13 protein-coding genes are annotated in these 15,342 nt (G+C 70.3%); 3 read left to right on the top strand and 10 right to left on the bottom strand.

Annotated elements, in window-relative coordinates; genetic code table 11:
* Positions 1-49 precede the first annotated feature (49 nt).
* The gene (locus ACZ601_RS17190; protein ID WP_469538470.1) at positions 50-1,540 is read right to left on the bottom strand and encodes an LVIVD repeat-containing protein; all 1,491 of its coding nucleotides are present in this window, start codon (positions 1,538-1,540) and stop codon (positions 50-52) included.
* Between the two features lie 175 nt (positions 1,541-1,715).
* Here ACZ601_RS17190 and ACZ601_RS17185 point away from each other — a divergent pair, with 175 nt between their 5' ends.
* Positions 1,716-2,387, top strand: coding sequence for a DUF305 domain-containing protein (locus ACZ601_RS17185; protein WP_469538467.1), 672 nt, complete (start codon positions 1,716-1,718; stop codon positions 2,385-2,387).
* A gap of 33 nt (positions 2,388-2,420) precedes the next feature.
* On the opposite strand, the gene ACZ601_RS17180 is transcribed toward ACZ601_RS17185, so the two are convergent.
* Positions 2,421-2,789, bottom strand: coding sequence for an ArsR/SmtB family transcription factor (locus ACZ601_RS17180; RefSeq protein WP_440576244.1), 369 nt, complete (start codon positions 2,787-2,789; stop codon positions 2,421-2,423).
* Positions 2,790-2,918: 129 nt separating this feature from the next.
* On the opposite strand from ACZ601_RS17180, the gene ACZ601_RS17175 reads away from it, so the two are divergent.
* A complete protein-coding gene (locus tag ACZ601_RS17175; RefSeq protein WP_469538464.1) occupies positions 2,919-3,878 on the top strand; it encodes an oxidoreductase in 960 nt (319 codons plus the stop codon).
* 36 nt (positions 3,879-3,914) lie between these two features.
* Here ACZ601_RS17175 and ACZ601_RS17170 read toward each other — a convergent pair whose 3' ends face one another.
* From ACZ601_RS17170 to ACZ601_RS17135, 8 genes are all read right to left on the bottom strand, one after another.
* Positions 3,915-4,313 carry a hypothetical protein gene (locus ACZ601_RS17170; RefSeq protein ID WP_469538461.1) on the bottom strand — a complete coding sequence of 133 codons (399 nt, stop codon included), beginning with the start codon at positions 4,311-4,313 and terminating at the stop codon, positions 3,915-3,917.
* An 82-nt stretch (positions 4,314-4,395) separates the two neighbouring features.
* The gene (locus tag ACZ601_RS17165) at positions 4,396-4,812 is read right to left on the bottom strand and encodes an acyl-CoA thioesterase (protein ID WP_073736291.1); all 417 of its coding nucleotides are present in this window, start codon (positions 4,810-4,812) and stop codon (positions 4,396-4,398) included.
* Positions 4,813-4,993: 181 nt separating this feature from the next.
* A complete protein-coding gene (locus ACZ601_RS17160) occupies positions 4,994-6,061 on the bottom strand; it encodes an aldose epimerase family protein (protein WP_469538458.1) in 1,068 nt (355 codons plus the stop codon).
* Positions 6,062-6,099: 38 nt separating this feature from the next.
* Entirely contained in the window at positions 6,100-7,122 is a 1,023-nt protein-coding gene (locus ACZ601_RS17155) for a LacI family DNA-binding transcriptional regulator (RefSeq protein WP_469538457.1), read from the bottom strand.
* Positions 7,123-7,219: 97 nt separating this feature from the next.
* Positions 7,220-8,281, bottom strand: a complete 1,062-nt coding sequence (locus tag ACZ601_RS17150; protein WP_469538453.1) for an ABC transporter permease — start codon at positions 8,279-8,281, stop codon at positions 7,220-7,222.
* Positions 8,278-9,252 carry an ABC transporter permease gene (locus tag ACZ601_RS17145; protein WP_311307244.1) on the bottom strand — a complete coding sequence of 325 codons (975 nt, stop codon included), beginning with the start codon at positions 9,250-9,252 and terminating at the stop codon, positions 8,278-8,280. The genes ACZ601_RS17150 and ACZ601_RS17145 overlap by 4 nt, the downstream gene beginning before the upstream one ends.
* Positions 9,249-11,000: a sugar ABC transporter ATP-binding protein gene (locus ACZ601_RS17140; RefSeq protein WP_469538450.1), complete on the bottom strand. Its 1,752-nt coding sequence runs from the start codon at positions 10,998-11,000 to the stop codon at positions 9,249-9,251. The genes ACZ601_RS17145 and ACZ601_RS17140 overlap by 4 nt, the downstream gene beginning before the upstream one ends.
* 191 nt (positions 11,001-11,191) lie before the next feature.
* The gene (locus ACZ601_RS17135; protein ID WP_440576236.1) at positions 11,192-12,277 is read right to left on the bottom strand and encodes an ABC transporter substrate-binding protein; all 1,086 of its coding nucleotides are present in this window, start codon (positions 12,275-12,277) and stop codon (positions 11,192-11,194) included.
* A gap of 531 nt (positions 12,278-12,808) precedes the next feature.
* On the opposite strand from ACZ601_RS17135, the gene ACZ601_RS17130 reads away from it, so the two are divergent.
* The gene (locus ACZ601_RS17130) at positions 12,809-15,256 is read left to right on the top strand and encodes an RICIN domain-containing protein (RefSeq protein ID WP_469538447.1); all 2,448 of its coding nucleotides are present in this window, start codon (positions 12,809-12,811) and stop codon (positions 15,254-15,256) included.
* Positions 15,257-15,342 lie beyond the last annotated feature (86 nt).

Genomic DNA, 15,342 nt, shown 5'->3' with positions numbered 1-15,342 from the left:
GGAGGTGACGCGCGGACCGGCCCGCCCCGACGGCGGACCGGCCGTCGGCTCAGCGGTCGAAGTAGTCCGGCTGCGTCTGGACGTTGAGCTCGTCCGTCCGCACCCGCTTCGCCGGATCGGTACGCCGGTCGTCGATCCTCAGGACGTCGAAGCCCTTCTCGATGTCGTTGGAGTAGATGTAGCCGTTGTAGTAGTACGCCGACCACGGACCGGCCGTGGTGACCTCGTCCAGGGTGACGGGACCGCGCTCGAAGTAGCCGATCTCCTTCGGCTTCGACGAGTCGGTGAAGTCCCAGATGGAGACTCCGCCCTGGTACCACGCCTGGACCATCAGGTCGCGGCCCTTGACCGGAATGATCGACCCGTTGTGTGCGACACAGACCTCGGTGTCGGCCTGCGGGCGGTCGATCTTGAAGTAGCTGCGGAAGACCAGCTTGCGGTGGTCGCCCTTGCCGACGATGTCGTAGATGCCGTCGGCTCCGCGCTTGGGGCCGATCTCCTTGTTGCAGGTGGCGGCGCCACCGCCGCCGAGCTCATCGGTGAAGACGACCTTGTCCGCGCGCTGGTTGAACGTCGCCGAGTGCCAGAAGGCGAAGTTCACGTTGTCCTGCACGCGGTCGATGATCCGCGGGTTCTCCGGGTCCTTGATGGAGAACAGCAGCCCGTCGCCCATGCACGCGCCGGCGGCCAGGTCCTTGGAGGGCAGCACGGTGATGTCGTGGCAGCCGGTGGTCTTGGACACACCCGGGTTGGCGGGCGCGCCCGGGTTCCCGCCGTCCGGGAAGAGCACCGGGAAGTTCACGATGCGGGACTTCTCCGGTGCCTGGCGCGGCACCTTGATGATGGAGATGCCGTCGTGCGGCGGCTGGCAGTCGGGGAACGTCTCGCTCGGCGAGTACGAGGAGACGTACACGTATACGTTCTTGCGCTCCGGGACGATGGTGTGGGTGTGCGATCCGCAGGCGGTCTCGACGGCGGCGACGTACTTGGGATTGCGCTTGTCGCTGATGTCGAAGACCTTCATGCCCTCCCAGGAGGACTTCTCCGTGGCGGGCTGGGTGGTGCTCGCACACGAGTTGTCGCTGCGCGAGGAGTCCGTCGACAGGAACAGCAGGTTCCCGGAGACGGAGATGTCGTTCTGCGATCCTGGGCACAGGACCTGGGCGACCGTCTTCGGAGACTTCGGGTTGCTGATGTCGAAGATCCTGAAGCCGTCGTAGTTCCCGGCGAAGGCGTACTTGCCCTGGAAGGCCAGGTCCGTATTCAGCCCCTGGAGCGCGTCCTTCGGGACGTTGGCGAGATGGGTGATGTTGCGGCTGTGGATGATCTCGTCCACGCCGGGTATCTCACCGCTCCTGATCGCGGCGGTCGCCTCCGCCTCCTGACTCGTGGAGACCTCGGCCGGGGTCGCGGCCGAGTCTCCCGGGTCGGGGGTGGCGGCCGCGGGTCCGGCCATCAGCAGAGTGGCGAAGAGCCCGGCGGCGGCAACCGCCACGCCCAGACGTCTGCGCCGCACCGGGGTGGTGTGCAACGGGGTCACTGCGTCCTCCCATGGATCCGAATGTGGTTGACCGGTTCACGGACTCCGGCAGTATCGTCCTTGCCATGGACATCCCAACAGACGGCAACAGGAACGTAATGAAAGTTTCTGGGCACACCTGTGCGTTGACGTGCTAGTACAGAGCGCAACCAGCCATATATCAACGGAGGTCGCTTTGTTGATTCGTCGTCAGGTCCGGCGGTTCCGCGGACTCGCACTCGCCGTCACCGTGACCGCTGTCGCCCTCACCTCGGCCGGCTGCGACGGAGGAGGCGGCGACAACGGCTCCAAGGACCGGGCGGCGGGGGGCGGTTCGGTCGTGGCGCCAGGAAAGCCGGGGGAGCCCGCGCGTACGCTCTCCGCCTCCCAGGCCGCGAAGGCCGCCGCGGGCGTGGACACCCCCAACTCGGCGGACGTCCGCTACGTACGCATGATGATCGAGCACCATGCCCAGGCGCTGGTGCTGACCCGGCTGGTCCCCGCCCGCTCCGGCTCGGACGCCGTCAAGCGGGTCGCCGAACGCATCACCGCGGCCCAGCAGCCGGAGATCGGTGCGATGAAGGGCTGGCTCAGCCGCCACGGCCGAACGGAGCAGGCCGAGGGCCACGACCACGGCGCCATGCCCGGCATGGCCACCGGGGCCCAGCTGAATCAGCTCCGGGCCGCGAAGGGCAAGACCTTCGACCAGCTGTTCCTCAAACTCATGATCACCCACCACCAGGGTGCGGTCACCATGGCGACAGAGGCGCTCTCGGAGGGAAACAACATCCAGGTGGAGGAGATGGCCGACGACGTCGTCGCCCAGCAGACCACCGAGATCAGCCGGATGCGGGCCCTGTCCTCCTGACGGAACGCGGGTCTCCTGACGGAACGCGGGCCCTCAGCCCTCGCCGAGCCGGTCCGCCTGCCGGTTCGCCGCTTCCAGCACCCGGTCCAGCAGTCCGGGGAACAGCGCCTCCAGGTCCGCTCGGCGCAGTCCGTTCATCTTGGCGGTGCCCCGGTAGATCTGCTGGACGACGCCGCTCTCGCGCAGTACCCGGAAATGGTGGGTGGTGGTCGACTTGGTCACCGGAAGGTCGAACCGGGAACAGGTGAGCTCCTCCTCGGCGGCGGCCAGTTCACGCACCACGCACAGCCGCACCGGGTCCGAGAGCGCGTGCAGCACCGCCTCGATCCTGATGTCCTCCCGAGCCGGGTGGGCCAGCGTGCGCGCGCCGACGGCCCGCTCTGTGGCACTGGCAGGGGTCACGGTGGCTCCACATCGTCGCTTGTCCGGGCTTCCATAATACGAGATCCGTCGTAGCTCGGGGCCGGTCTCCCGAGCACGGCGGCGACGCGGCCTTGACCTGGAGTGCGGTCCAAGACCTAGCGTCCGGGGATGATCACTCAGCAGCTCAGGATCGGCACCGGATTCGGTGCCCACAGCACGGCCGACGAAGTTCTCGCCGGAATCGATCTGACCGGCACGACCGCCCTGGTCACCGGCGGGTACTCCGGACTCGGGCTGGCGGCCACCCGCGCTCTCGCCCGAGCGGGAGCACACGTCGTCGTCCCCGCCCGCCGGCCCGCGATCGCCGAACGCGCTCTGCACGGCATCCCCGGCGCGGAGGTGCACGCACTCGATCTGGCGGATCCGGAGAGCATCGGGGCCTTCGGCGAGCGCTTCCTCGACACCGGCCGCTCCCTGGACATCCTCATCAACGGCGCGGGCGTGATGGCCTGCCCGGAAACACGTATCGGCCCCGGCTGGGAGGCGCACTTCGCGGTCAACCACCTCGGCCACTTCGCTCTCGTCCAGCGGCTCCGTCCGGCCCTGGCCGCCGCCTCCGGCGGGTCACGGGTGGTGTCGGTGGCCTCGTCCGGCCATTTCCTGTCCGGCATCCGCTGGGACGACATCCACTTCCGCACCGGGTACGACCGCTGGCTGGCCTACGCCCAGTCCAAGACCGCGAACGCCCTCTTCGCCCGGCACCTCGACGGCCTCGGCTCCGGCCTGGGGCTGCGGGCCTTCTCGGTGCACCCCGGCAGCATCCTCACCCCGTTGCAGCGTCACATCCCTCGCGAGGAGTGGCTCGCGCAGGGCTGGGTGACCCCGGACGGGAAGCCGGCGGCGGGTTTCAAGTCCCCGGAGCAGGGCGCGGCGACGGCTGTATGGGCGGCGACGTCACCGCTGCTGGAGGGGCACGGGGGCGCCTACTGCCAGGACTGCGACATCGCGGAACCGGCAACCACGGAGGACATGCTCGTCGGCGGGGTCAAGCCCTGGGCCACAGATCCCGAGGAGGCCTCCCGGCTCTGGGAGCTCTCCGCCGGGCTCACCGGGCTGGACGCGTTCTGACGGAGAGCGCGGGCGAGCCGTTCCGGTGATGGCGGGTCAGGGCAGGTACGGCCAGACGCTGACGCGGTCCCCGCCGACGTGAACCTCGATCCACGACCCGTCGGCGCCCTCCGGGGGCCGCGGGCCGGCGAGGTCGAACAGGATCAGCGCCCCGCCCATGTCCAGAACGGCCACGCCGTCCTCCGCGAGGCTGAGCCGGCCGCGGAAGACGACGCGGCCGGCGTCCTGCGACAGCTTGGGCGTGGGGGACGCGGCAGGCCGCGTGTTCGCGGCCCAGGTGATGTCCTCGTCGACGGTCCACTCGACATGGTGTTCGGCGTCCGGCCCGTCCGGAGCGCCCTGCCAGTGCACCACGGCGGTTCCCACCGCGCAGTGCACGCGGACCACCGCGGGCGTCGAAGGGACCTGCCCCACCGTCTCTGCTCTGACCAACACGGGGCCATCCTCCCGGACCGCCTGTGCCATGGGACGGCTCTGCCGATAAAGCCCCCGTTCCGGCTCTCGATGTGCGTGCGTGTCAGCCGCTCAGCAGCTCCGGGTCCTTGGCGAGGGAGGCGAGACGGCCTCCCGGGTCGGGGACCAGCCTGCGGGTCGACAGGTCGAGGATGCCCGCGACTCCGGTGATCTCCGCCGCCACCGATCCGTCCTCCTTGAGGATCTGCTGCGCCATCGTGAAGGTCTTGCCCTTCCCGTAGTCGAACCGGCAGGACACCCGTACCCGCTCGCCGCCGCGCAGTTCCTTCCGGAACTTCACCGTCACTTCGAGCGCGACCGGCCCCACGCCATCGGCCAGCAGCTTCTCCTGGGGCAGCCCGGCGGCCCTCAGCAGCTCCCAGCGCGCGTGCTCGGCGTACTGGAGATAGACGGCCTGGTTCAGATGGCCCTGGGTGTCGAGTTCGTAGCCCCGCACCGTGACGTCAACAAAGAAGGTCATGGACGCCACAACGGCCCGCCGCATTCCGGCATTCCCAGGAACGGCACCGCAGGGCCCGGACAACGGGCGGTGCCGCGACCCTACGCGCCTGTCATGCTCAGGTAAGGTGCGCGGCGCACCAGGAAGCCCGGCCCGCGGAGGGTGCGACATCCGTGGGCCGGGCCGATTCATGGGACAGCCCTCAACCAGCGGCGAGGTGCGGGAACCTGAGCTCGGTCCAGCTGCGGAAGACCTCGTCCGGGCGCAGTACGGTGCCCGGGTGGTCCGGCCGGTTGGGTGAGTCGGGCAGGTGCTGGGTCTCCAGGCAGACGGCGCTGTGGCGTTCGTGGCGGCCGCCGCCGAGGGCGTCCAGGGTGCCGTCGAGCTGGTTGGCGGTATAGACCTGGATGCCGGGTTCGGTGGTCCACACCTCCATGATCCGCCCGCCCCCGGGAGCGGTGAGGCGGGCGGCCCGGTGCAGATTGGCGCCGCGATCCCGGAGGATCCAGCAGTGGTCGAAGCCGCCCGCCCTGCGCAGCTGTTCGTCGGGGAGCGCGATCCGGTCGCCGATGGTGCGCGGGGTGGTGAGGTCGAACGGGGTGGCGTGCACCGGCACGGCCGGGCCCTCGGGGATGCCGTCCTCGTCGACGGGGAGGTAGCTGTCGGCGTCCACCTGGAGGGTGTGGCCGAGGATGTCGCCCTTGGCGGCGAGGTCGAAGTAGGCGTGGTTGGTGAGGTTGACGACGGTGGGGCGGTCCGTTGTCGCGGTGTAGCCGAGGGTGAGGGTGCCTGCCGTGTCGAGGATGTAGGTGACGGTGACGTCCAGCGCGCCGGGAAATCCCATGTCGCCGTCGGGGCTGTGCAGAGTGAGCCGGAGCCTCGCGGCCACGTCGGTGGCCTCCCCGCCGGCCTGCCAGACGCGGGTGTGGAAGCCCTCGGGCCCGCCGTGCAGGGCGTGTCCCCGGTCGGTGGCGGGGACCTGGTGGGCCGTCCCGTCGAGGGTGAAGCGGCCGTGCGCGATGCGGTTGGCGAAGCGGCCGATGAGGGCGCCGAAGAACGGGTTGCCGCCCGTGTAGTCGGCCAGGCCCGGCAGCGACCGGACGACCGACGCGGGGGCTCCCCCGGTGTCAGGCACGGTGAGACGGTGCAGGATGCCGCCGTAGGTGAGGATCTCGGCGCGGACTCCGTTGCCGGAGTCGAGCGTCCAGACATCGACGTCCGTGTTGCCATGGGTGCCGAACGGTTTGCGGTTCACGGTGGGGCGAGGCATCAGAGGTCCTTGCGAGGAGCGGACGGCCGGGACGGGTCCTACGATCCGGCCGGCCGGGGGACGGTGGACTCCCGGACGATGAGCCGGTAGCCGGGCCGGGGGCGCCGGGGGGCGGGCGAGGCGTCGCCGGAGAGCCGTTCCACGAGGCTGTCGACGGCGAGCCGGGCGATGGCCTCCTTGTCCGGGGCGACCGTGGTCAGCGTGGTGGCTCCGTAGAGGCTCTCCTCGATGTCGTCGAAGCCGACGACGGCGACGTCCTGCGGGATGCGCAGACCGCGTTCGGAGAGGGTGCGCATCGCCCCGATGGCGATGAGGTCGTTGTACGCGAACACGGCGTCGGGCTGTTCCCCACGGTCCAGGAGCGCGGCCATCCCGGTGGCGCCGTCCTCGCGGCCGTAGCCGTCGGTGACCACGACGAGTGACTCGTCGGGGGTGATGCCCGCCGCGGCGAGCTCCTCCCGCCAGCCGCGCAGCCGGAGATGGGCCGGCTGCCGTTCGCGGCCGGTGCGCGAGCCGAGGAAGGCGATCCGCCGGTTGCCCTGGTCGATGAGGTGGCGTACGGCCTCGCGGGAGGCCGCCACGTTGTCGATGGCGATGTGGTCGTAGGGCGCCTCGTACTCACGCTCGCCGAGCAGCACCAGCGGGGCCGTCTCGGCCCGTGCCATCAGGTCCTCGGTCTCCAGGTGGATGGGGCTGAGGATGAGGCCGTCGATCACATGGGACCGGAATCCCTGGCTGACCAGGAGTTCCTTCTCCCGCAGCCCGCCCGTGTGGTCGACCAGCACGGTGTAGTCGTGCCGGGCGGCCGCGTCGACGACCTCTCCGGCCAGCTCCCCGAAGTAGGGGTTGCCGAACTCGGGGACGGCGAGCGCGATGATGCCCGTGCGGCCCTTGCGCAGATGCCGTGCGGTGAGGTTCGGCCGGTAGCCGAGCTCGTCGATGGCCTGCTGCACCTTGGCGCGCATCTTCGGTGTGACGTGCTGGTAGTTGTTCACCACGTTCGACACGGTCTTGATGGATACGCCCGCCCGTTGCGCAACGTCCTTGAGGCTGACGCCCACGGCACTCCCTGAATCGACTTGACGCGCGTTGCAGCGCGGTGGCCCGGCTCCGCCGGTTCGGCTCGGCCTGTGCCGGGGCCTGGGCCCCGGCACAGGTTCAAGTGGTTCTGCGGCTGCGCGCCAGATAGCGCTGCGCCACGACGACAACGATAAGGAACCCTCCGCTGACCACCGACTGGTACGAGGAGTTCAGCGAGCCGATCTGGTTGATCAGGTTCTGGATGACGGCGAGCAGCAGTACGCCCCAGAGCGTTCCGCTGATCGATCCGGCGCCGCCGATCAGGAGCGTGCCGCCGATGACGACGGCGGAGATCGCGTCGAGCTCCATGCCCACGCCGACGATGGTGACCCCGGACGACAGCCTGGCCGCGTTGAGCGCGCCGGCGAGTCCGGCGAGCAGTCCGCTGAGCGTGTAGACCAGCATCTTGGTACGGGCCACCGGCAGGCCCATCAGGGTGGCCGCGTCACTGCTGCCGCCGACGGCGAAGAGCGTCTGCCCGAACGAGGTGCGCTGGAGGAGGAGACCGCCGATGCCGAAGAGGACCAGGGCGATCAGGATCGGGTAGCCGAAGCCCCAGACGCTCCCCTGCCCGAGCTCGGCGAAGGCGGAGCCCTTGGGGATCAGGTAGGTGGTGGCGCCCTCGTCGGTGATGGCGAGGAGGATGCCCCGGGCCCCCAGCAGGGTGGCGAGGGTGACGATGAAGGGGGCCATTCCGGCGCGGGCGACCAGGAAGCCGTTGAGCAGGCCGATGGCGCCGCACGCCACGAGTGGTACGAGCAGTGCGGCCAGGAAGCCCCATTGGGAGGCCCAGGCGGCGAGGACGCCGCCCAGCGCGAAGACCGATCCGACGGAGAGGTCGATGCCGCCGGTGATGATGACCATGGTCATGCCGAGGGCGACCACCGCCAGGAACGACGCCTGGACGGTCACGCCGCGGGCGTTGTCCAGCGTGTGGAACGACGGGTAGATGAACGACGCGACGATCACGACCGTGAGCAGGACCGCGAGCACGCCCTGGCGCTGGAGGAGCTCGGCGATCCGCTGGCCGAGCGGGGGTGGTGCGCCGGTCACGGGGCTGGGCGTGCCACCGTCCGCAGCTGCGGGGGTCTTGCGCGGTGCGGGGGCCTGGGCCACCGGTGCGGGTGAGGTTTCGTTCAACGGGACCGACGCTCCCGGGCGACGTAGACGGCGGCGATGATGATGGCCGCCTGGGCGATCTGTGCGGTGGAGTCGGGCAGGTCGTGCTTGACGAGGGTGGCGCGCAGGAGCTGCATGAGCAGTGCGCCGGCGACCGTGCCGAGGACCCGGACGGAGCCGCCGTTGAGCGGGGTGCCGCCGACCACGACGGCCGTGATGGCGGAGAGCTCCATGAGGGAGCCGAGCGAGGAGGGGTCGCTGGCGGTGAGCCTGGCGGTGGCGAGGATGCCGGCCAGTGCCGCCAGCACCCCGCAGAGCACGTACACACCGATCAGTACGCGGCGCACGGGCAGTCCGGCGAGCGAGGCCGCGGACCGGTTGCCGCCGATGGCGACGATCTGACGGCCGAAGGTGGTGCGCTGGACCAGGAAGGCGACGGCGGCCGCGAGAACCGCGGCGATGAGTACGACCAGCGGGATGCCGAGGAAGGAGCCGGTGCCGAGCGAGAGCAGGTCGGGGTTGACGATCTGCTTGAGCTGGCCGTCCGCGATGACCAGGGCCAGTCCCCGGCCGCCGACGAACAGGGCGAGGGTGGCGACGATCGGCTGGAGCCCGACGAGGGAGACCAGCGTGCCGTTGACCGCTCCGACGAGCGCACCGGCCAGCAGCGCCATGACCAGCGCGGGCACCAGCCCGTAGCCGAGGTAGAGCGGCAGCAGGGCCGCGGCCACCGCCATGGTCGAGCCGACGGAGAGGTCGACGCCCTCGGTGCCGATCACCAGGGCCATGCCCAGAGCGACGATGACGATGGGCGCGACCTGGACGAGCTGGGTGCGGAGGTTGTCCGCGGTCATGAAGTGCTCGGTGAACAGGGCGTTGAAGAGGAGCACCACCGCGACGGCGAGGTACACCCCGTACTCCTGGTACCAGGCGGGGTCGCGCAGCCGCGCCCACGGGCGGGCGGCGGGGGTGGAGAGTGTGGCCTGGGTCATCGGGGGTCCTCCTGAGCGGCCGGGGCCTTCCCTGCGGGCGCCGGTGAGTGGTCGGCGAGCACTTCGAGCAGATGGCTCTCGGCCACCTCGTCGCCCGCCAGTTCGCCCGCGACCGCGCCGCCGCGCAGGACGACGATGCGGTCGGCGCCCTCGATGAGTTCCTCGATGTCGGAGGAGATGAGCAGGACGGCGAGGCCCTCGCGGGCGAGGTCGTCGATGAGGCTCTGGACCTCGGCCTTGGCGCCGACGTCGATGCCGCGGGTGGGCTCGTCGAGCAGCAGCAACTTGGGTTCCAGGCAGAGCCAGCGGGCGAGCAGTACCTTCTGCTGGTTGCCGCCGGAGAGCTCGCCGACCTTCTGTTCCGGGCTGGCCGCCTTGATCCGCAGCCGCTTCATGAAGATCTCGACGATGCGGTCCTGCCTGGCGCGGGAGACGACGCCCGCGCGGGAGAGGCGCGGCATCGCGGCCAGCACGATGTTCTCGCGCACCGAGAGTCCGGGGACGATGCCTTCTGCCTTGCGGTCCTCGGGGAGCAGGCTGATGCCGGCGCGGATGGCGCCGGCGGAGGTGAGCCGGCGCAGGGTGCGCCCGCCGATCCCGATCTCACCGGAGTCCAGGTTCAGCGCGCCTGCCAGGGCTTTGGCGGTCTCGCTGCGGCCGGAGCCGAGGAGTCCGCCGAGTCCCAGCACCTCACCTGCGTACAACGACAGGGATATGTCGTGGAGTTGGTGGTTGCGGGAGAGACCGGAGGCGGTGAGCACCGGGGTGCGTGAGGCGTCGTGGCCCTCGGAGCCGAAGCTGGTGACGCCGGAGCGGCGGACCTCGGCCATGTCGCGGCCGAGCATCATCGAGACGAGCTGCATGCGGTCGAGGTCGGCGAGGTCGCCGGTGTGGATGTGGCGGCCGTCGCGGAGCACGGTGACGCGGTCGCAGATCCGGTAGAGCTCGTCCATGCGGTGGCTGACGTAGAGCACCGCGATGCCGCGTGCGCGCAGGTCCTCGATGACGCGGAAGAGGGTCTCGACCTCGCGCGGCTCCAGCGAGGAGGTGGGTTCGTCCATGATGACGACCTGGGCGTTGACCGAGACGGCGCGGGCCAGCGCGACCATCTGCTGGGTGCCGATGCCCAGGGTGTGCAGCGGCCGCTTGGGGTCGACGCGGACGCCGAAGCCGTCGAGCAGTTCGCTGGTCTCGCGGTTCATCCGGGAGAAGTCGATCAGGCCGAAACGGTTCTTCGGCTCTCGTCCGAGGAAGATGTTGCGCGCCACGCTCATCAGCGGGACGAGGTTCACCTCCTGGTAGATCGTGGAGATGCCCGCCTGCTGAGCCTCGAACGGGCGGCCGAAGGCGACCTGTTCTCCGGTCAGCCGCAGCTCGCCCTCGTCGGGCTGGTACACCCCGGTCAGCACCTTGATCAGGGTGGACTTTCCGGCTCCGTTCTCTCCCACCAGTGCGTGGGTCTCCCCGGCGCGCAGGGAGAAGGAGACGCCGTCCAGGGCTACGACGCCCGGGAATCGCTTGCTCACCGAGCGCGCTTCGAGAACGGCCGGGGCGGAGCCGTCCCGCGCGCCGGTGGCGCTCTGGGGACCGGTGGCGGCCTTCGTGCCGGTGGCCTCCTTCGTGCCGGTGGCCTCCTTCACGAGGGCGTCGGGCCCGGTCGCCTCTTTCGCGGGGGCGCCGGTCGTGGCCGGCGCCTCCGGGTCGGCGGCCGGCTCCGGCGGCTGCGGTACTGCTTCGGGTGGTGCCATGGCTGGTCTTGGCCTTCCGCTCTTCCAAGGGTGTGGGCCCGGTGGCCGCCGTGACGGGTGGGAGCGTCACGGCGGCGGTGCTGCGTCAGGGGCGGTGGGGCCGGGGCGGACGCGTACGGATCGGTACGCGTCCCGGCCCCGGCCCGGCGAACTCCCCCGCGGGTACTACGGGCAGGTGGGGCCGGTGACGGTCAGAACGCGCCGCCGAGCGAGGCCTTGGCGTTGGACTCGTCGTAGGCACGGTCGGAGATGATGACGTTCTCCGGGATCGACTCGCCGCCGTAGAACTTCTGGGCGGTCGAGAAGGCCAGCGGGCCGAAGCGCGGGTTCGACTCAATGACGGCGTTGTACTCGCCGTTGACCAGGGCCTGGACGGCGTTGCGGGTGCCGTCGACGGAGACGATCTTGACGTCCTTGCCGGGCTTCTTGCCGGCGGCCTTCAGCGCGGTGAGCGCGCCCAGTCCCATCTCGTCGTTCTCCGCGTAGACGGCGGTGATGTCGGGCTTGGACTGGATGAGCTGCTCCATGACCTGCTGGCCCTTGTCGCGGGCGAAGTCACCGGTCTGCTGGGCGACGATCTTCAGGCCGGGTGCCTTGGCCTTGAGCTGGTCGACGAAGCCCTTGGTGCGGTCGGTGGTCGTGTTGTTGCCCGAGGTGCCGAGCAGGATGGCGACCTTGCCCTTGCCGCCGGTCGTCTTGATCATCGCGTCGGCCGCGCGCTTGCCCTGCTCGACGAAGTCGGAGCCGAGGAAGGACACGTAGTCCTTGCACGCGGTGGAGTTGAGCTTGCGGTCGATGGTGAGGACCGGGACCTTCTTGGCGGCGGCGGCCTTCAGGGCCGGCTCCAGGCCGTCGGAGTTCAGCGGGGCGACGATGAGGAACTGGGCGCCCTGCGACAGCATGTCCTGGATGTCGCTGATCTGCTTGGACAGCTGCGACTGGGCGTTGGTGGTGAGCAGCTTCTTGACGCCGACCTTCGCCGCCTCGTCCTTGATGGACTTGGTCTCGGCGATCCGGAACGGGTTGGCCTCCTTCTCCGACTGCGAGAAGCCGACCACCGCGTTCTTCAGGTCCAGCTTGGGTGCCCCGTAGCTCTGCAGCGAGCAGCCGGAACCGGAGGAGGACTCGGGGGACTTGGCCTCCTGGGCGCCCTGGCTGCTGTCAGCGCTCGCGTTGTCCGAGCCCTCCGACTTGGAGCAGCCGGAGGCGGCCAGCGTGGCGGTGGCGGCGAGGAGGCAGGCCACGGCGAGGGTACGGGTTCGGCGCTGGATCATCATGCGCGGGGGCTCCTTGGCGGGTTGACGGCACACCGGCGGGCGTGCGGTCGGGCATGGCTGGACGATGCATCGGCCGCGCGGCGGCTGATGTCACTGCATTCCTCACGACCCCCGCCAGTGCTTCGCGGGGGTGGCCCCAGCTGCACGAACTGCGGTCGTGAGAGCCTGCGCGGCCTCTCGGCGGCTCGGTTTACAACGTTATATAGGCGGCGCGGCACGGGCGGCAAGAGCGTTGTCGATGCGTTTCCAAAATGTGTCGGAGTTGGTCGGGGCGAAATGACGGCCACCGGGCGCCGGTTACTGCCGTAACTCTGGACAGCCGCACGAGGCCCGTGCTGTCATACCGCCGGTAGCCAAATTTCCAACGTTGCAAGCACTGGGCCGCGCAGCCCTTCCGGCCGCGACGGCGCTTCTCGCCATGCACGCGCTCCGGCTCCCCCCGGTCCGCCGCGTCATGACGGCCCCACACGTGCCATGTGCCTTCCCCGAGCCGGAGCCCCGCACGGCCGGCCGAGAGCAGGAGACCCCTCCATGCCCCTGAACCGCAGACAACTCATGGCAGGCGCGCTGGCCACGGCCGCCGCCGCCACGGCGGCGAACGGCCGCTGGGCCACCACCGCGACCGCGGCCGAGCACCGGGTGAAACCGGCCCATGGCGGTCACTACTCCCCCAACGCCGCTCCCCTGCACCCGACGGCGTTCCTGAAACTCCCGCCGGGCCGGGTCACCGCACGCGGCTGGCTGGCCGGGCAGCTGAAGCTCCAGCTGGACGGTCTCTGCGGCCGGTACGAGGAGTTCTCCCACTTCCTCGACTTCGCCGCCACCGGCTGGGTCCGCCCCGAACTGGGCGGCTGGGAGGAGGTCCCGTACTGGCTGCGCGGCTACACCGACCTCGCGATCGTCACGGGCGACGCGACGGCCCTCGCGGCGGTGCGCCGCTGGTTCGACGCGATCCTCACCACCCAGCAGTCCGACGGCTTCTTCGGCCCGAAGTCGCTGCGTACGTCGCTGAACGGCGGCCCGGACTTCTGGCCCTTCCTGCCGCTGGTCCAGGCGCTGCGCTCCTGGCAGGAGTACACCGGCGACACCCGGATCATCCCGTTCCTGAGCAAGTTCTTCCGCTACATGAACGCCCAGGGGCCGGGCGCCTTCAACACCAGCTGGATCGCGCTGCGCTGGGGCGACGGGCTGGACAGCGTCTTCTGGCTCTACAACCGCACCGGCGACACCTTCCTCCTCGACCTCGCCGACAAGATCCACGCGAACGGCGCCGACTGGGGCGACAACCTGGTCAACCCGCACAACGTGAACATCGCGCAGGGCTTCCGCGAGCCCGCCCAGTACGCGCTGCGCAGCGGCTCTGCCCAGGACACCCGGAACACGTACGGGACGTACGGCAAGGCCATGGACCCGTACGGGCAGTTCCCCGGCGGCGGCTTCGCCGGGGACGAGAACGCCCGCCCCGGGCACGGCGACCCCCGGCAGGGCTTCGAGACCTGCGGGATCGTCGAGTTCATGGCCAGCCACCAGCTGCTCACCCGGATCACCGGCGATCCGCTGTGGGCCGACCGCTGCGAGGAGCTGGCCTTCAACTCCCTGCCCGCCTCGCTCGACCCCTCGGGCAAGGCGATCCACTACATCACCAGCGCCAACAGCGTGGACCTGGACAACGTCCCCAAGAAGGACCGGCAGTTCCAGAACGGCTTCGCCATGCAGGCGTTCCTGCCGGGCGTCGATCAGTACCGCTGCTGCCCGCACAACTACGGCATGGGATGGCCGTACTTCACCGAGGAGCTCTGGCTCGCCACCCCCGACGGAGGTCTCGCCGCCGCGATGTACGCCGCCTGCGAGGTCACCGCGAAGGTCGCCGGCGGCACGGAGGTCACCTTCACGGAGGAGACCGGCTACCCCTTCACGGACTCGGTCACGCTCACCCTGAAGGCGCCGAAACAGCTGCGCTTCCCGCTGGTGCTGCGGGTGCCCGCCTGGTGCGAAGCGCCGGAGATCAAGGTGAACGGGCGCCGGGTGGACGCCCCCGCCGGTCCCGCCTTCACCCGCGTCGACCGCACCTGGGCGGACGGCGACAAGGTGACCCTGCGCCTCCCGCAGACGACCACCGTCCGCACCTGGGAGCGGAACCACGGCTCCGTCAGCGTGGACCGGGGCCCGCTCACGTACTCGCTGCGGATCGGTGAGGAGTACCGGCGCATCGGCGGCACCGATCAGTTCCCGGAGTACGAGGTGCACGCCACCGGTCCGTGGAACTACGGGCTCGTCCTGGACGGGAAGAAGCCGGCCGCCTCGCTGCACGCCCACACCGTGCGCCGAGTCAGGGACGACAACCCGTTCACGCTGGAGGGCACCCCGCTGACCATGACCGCGCGGGCCCGCCGGATCCCGGAGTGGACGGCGGACGGCGAGCATGTCGTCACCCCGCTCCAGGACAGCCCGGCCCGCAGCGCGGAGCCGGTGGAGGAGGTCACGCTCGTCCCCATGGGGGCGGCGCGGCTGCGCATCACCTCGTTCCCGACCGCCGGTCCGGACGGGGCGCCCTGGCTCACCAACGGCTGGTACCGCATCCGCAACCGGCACTCCGGCAAGGTGCTCGGCGTCGACAACATGTCCACCGCGAACAGCGCCCACGTCGTCCAGTTCGGTGACACGGGCACCGACGACCACGACTGGCAGCTGGTTCCCGAGGGCGACGGCTGGTACCGCATCCGCAACCGGCACTCCGGCAAGGTGCTGGGTGTCGACAACATGTCCACCGCCGACAGCGCCCACGTAGTCCAGTTCGACGACAACGGCACCGACGACCACCTCTGGCAGCTGGTCCCGGACGGCGACGGCTGGTACCGCGTCCGCAACCGCAACTCCGGGAAGGTGCTCGGCGTCGACAACATGTCCACCGCCGACAGCGCCCACGTCGTCCAGTTCGGTGACACAGGGACCGACGACCACCTCTGGCAGCTCGTCTGACCCGCAGCGCTTCCACGCGCCCCCCCGTACCGCTCCCCGCGCCGCCCGGCGCGGGGAGCGCCCCCATGACGGAGCTGGACCCGACG

It is taken from the genome of Streptomyces sp. NPDC104307 (genome assembly GCF_055584045.1).
This window is presented reverse-complemented; position numbering and strand designations above follow the sequence as displayed.